The sequence below is a fragment of the Staphylococcus sp. EG-SA-2 genome, from assembly GCF_017152085.1.
This window is the reverse complement of sequence record NZ_JACYHC010000567.1, coordinates 1-3002: the sequence shown is the minus strand read 5'-3', so window position 1 is coordinate 3002 and position 3002 is coordinate 1. Positions and strand designations below refer to the sequence as shown.

Below are 3002 nucleotides of genomic sequence, written 5' to 3'. Positions count from 1 at the left end.
AAGTCACAGTATCTTCAGTTATTTGGGTAACATTAGCATTAAATTCCATGTCAATTTTTTCATGATTTACTAATGCTGTGAAATTTGGAAGTATCCACGGTTTAATTGAAGGCGAATAATCTCCACCACGATATAGAACCGTCACGTTAGCACCAGCTTTTTCCAACTCCAAAGCAGCATCGATAGCCGAATTCTTACCACCAATAATAACAACATCTTGATCAAAATACGGATGTGCCTCTTTAAAATAATGGAACACTTTAGGTAAATCCGCTCCTTCAACTTCTAATGTATTATGCTGACCATAATAGCCTGTCGCGATTGTTAAAAATCGACATTCATAAACATCTTTCGTCGTAGTAATAGTAAATTTATTATTCATTTTTTTAACAGTTAATACTTCTTCAAATGCATTTACTTTTAATTGATGATGTTTTACAACTTCTCGGTAATAAACTAGCGCTTGATTACGTCTTGGTTTACTTTCTTCAACGATAAACGGTACGTCCCCAATACTTAATTTATCACTTGATGAGAAAAATGTTTGGTGAGTAGGATAATTATAGATTGATTCAACGACATTCCCCTTTTCAATAATTAAGGTATCAATACCTTTTCTTTTTTGTTCAATAGCCGCACTTAATCCGCATGGCCCTCCACCAATTATGATACTTTCAACTTTTTGCATTGTTTCGGCCTCCTTTAATCCCAAACTATTATAACAGTTCAGTGATTGATGCGCTAAGTCTGTGCTTGAAGATTTATGATATATTTTTGACAATTTGTTTAATGTGCATAGAGAATTGTTAGCTACGGAGTTGAATAACACTACAATTTAATATGTTGATTTATTTTTTATTCTCCCTCGTTAAATTTGTTGATTGTGGTGTTTTATCTTTTTGATGACTATTTAAAAAGTTTAATTGATATGCCAATATTCGAGACAAGACCTTGTTAAATAACAAACTTTGAAAAATGAAAAAACCGCTACATACTTATAAGCGCAATTTAAGTTCTCCAAAATATTTAGAGATACTTATAATATGCACGTTTGTATATAGCAGTTCAGTTACAATTTATATAGTTATATTATGGAATAACGATTTGTTGACCGTTTCTAATATTGTTACCACTTAAACCATTGGCACGTCTAATTTTTTCAACATTTTCCGGTGAACCTGAACCGTAGTATTGAATTGCGATACGGTATAAGTTTTCTTGACCATTCACTGTATGTCTTTGGCCACCACCTTGACGTTGTTGTTGCTGTTGTTGATTTTGATTAGCTTGTTGTTGATTTTGATTATTTTGTGCTTGATTGTTCGCTTGATTAGCGTTGTTTTGATCATTATCAGATTCATCTTTAGTCGCTTTGTCTTGATCCTCTTTTGATTTATCACTGTCTGTAGATTTTGATTTATCTTTAGAAGCGTCTTTAGATGTGTCTTTGTCTTTACTTTCATCAGCATTATTTTTATTTGTATTCGCGATTTTATTTTCTTTTGTACCATTATTATGATTGTTTAATGCCATGCCTCCAAATATCGCTAATGCACCGATAATTAGTACAGCTGCAATTAATGGTAACAATACTTTGGCCATGCCACCTTTTTTACGTTCTTTATCTCTGTCATGATTGTCATGTTCATCATGGTTTTGGCTTGCATTATTAGAGGCATGTGGTTTTGAAGCGGCAGAAGCACTTTTACTTGCTGCGCCTCCAGCCAAACCTGCTGTTCCAGCACCGATCGCTGCACCTTTTTTGCCATTATGATGATCTTTAGACTTATCTTGAGACGCTTTATCCTCAGTCGAGTTATTCGACTTGTCAGAATTACTTTTGTTTTGAGCGTCATTTGAATGTTTCTTAGCTTTAGAAACACCCATTGCACCAGCTGCACCTGCAACACCCGCTGTTCCAGCACCAATTGCTGCGCCTTTTTTACCACTATGATGATCTTTAGATTCATCTTTGTCTTGCTTAACAGTTACATCATCATGTTTATCTTTTGATGTATTTGCTTGGTTAGCACCTGTTGCAAAATATGGTTTAGGTTGCTGAGATTGTTCAGCTTTACTCTTATCAGAAACTGTTGAATGCTCAGTGTTATTTTCTGCATCTTTAATAGTCTCGTGTTTATCATTGTCTTCGATTGGTTCTGGATGTGATTTATCCATTGCAAAAGCATTCTTATTATAATATTCCTCTTCATGTTGAGGTGTACTGTCTTGATGGCTAGGTTCTTGACTTTCAGTACTGTGTGATGATTCGACTTGACGATCATCTATTGTGCCAGCCTCATTTTGAACATTGTCTTCAGATGTTTGTGATTCATTGTGAACTTGTTTATTATGATTCGTTGCTAAATCACGGCGTCTTTTTCTTCTTTGGGCATTTCTTGGCGGAAACTGTTGCTCCGTATTCTCTATTGTATCCTGATGTTCTAATTCTGATTGGTCTTTTTCAACATCTTCCGTATGGTCTTGATGTGAATTTGTGTCTATCGATTGACGATTTTTTTCAAAGTCATCTTTAAAATTATTAGACATAGCCATCTTCCTTTCTATTCTATTACAATGATTTTACATAAAATATACCCACATGACATATGTTTATGTATATTTTTCAAAATTATTTCAATCATTTTTCAATTGTGTATACACTAATTATAGCTTGTCAATTTTCTTTTAGTAAAGTAATACTATCTGAGAAATAAATTTTGCAACTTTTCATCAAATCCAATACTTCTAATTACCTTCTTCTTATTTAAAATTACGATATCAGTTATATTAGAATCATTGTCACAACATCGATCTTGTGCCGGTGGATATTCACCGAAAAATTCTAATAAATACTTCCGTCTACATTGATCCAATTTGCAATAGCCAATCATGCGAAAGAATCCTAATTGCTTTCGTTTAAATGATTGCTTAAATATCTGTTTCAAGGCGCCGATACTATAGAATGAATGCAACGTTGTCAAAACGTCTTGTTTATCGGG

General features: G+C 33.7%; 4 protein-coding genes. All 4 read right to left on the bottom strand.

Annotated elements, in window-relative coordinates; all coding sequences use genetic code 11:
- The coding region (gene ypdA, locus IDG60_RS09770) for a bacillithiol disulfide reductase YpdA (protein WP_206160653.1) at window positions 1-688 on the bottom strand (688 nt) is incomplete at its 3' end.
- Between the two features lie 160 nt (window positions 689-848).
- On the bottom strand, window positions 849-965 hold the full coding sequence (locus IDG60_RS09765; RefSeq protein WP_001792205.1) for a hypothetical protein: 117 nt from the start codon (window positions 963-965) through the stop codon (window positions 849-851).
- Between the two features lie 124 nt (window positions 966-1089).
- Window positions 1090-2550: an elastin-binding protein EbpS gene (gene ebpS, locus IDG60_RS09760; protein ID WP_000069291.1), complete on the bottom strand. Its 1461-nt coding sequence runs from the start codon at window positions 2548-2550 to the stop codon at window positions 1090-1092.
- A gap of 152 nt (window positions 2551-2702) precedes the next feature.
- A partial coding sequence (locus IDG60_RS09755; protein ID WP_206160652.1) for a RecQ family zinc-binding domain-containing protein occupies window positions 2703-3002 on the bottom strand: 300 nt, incomplete at its 5' end.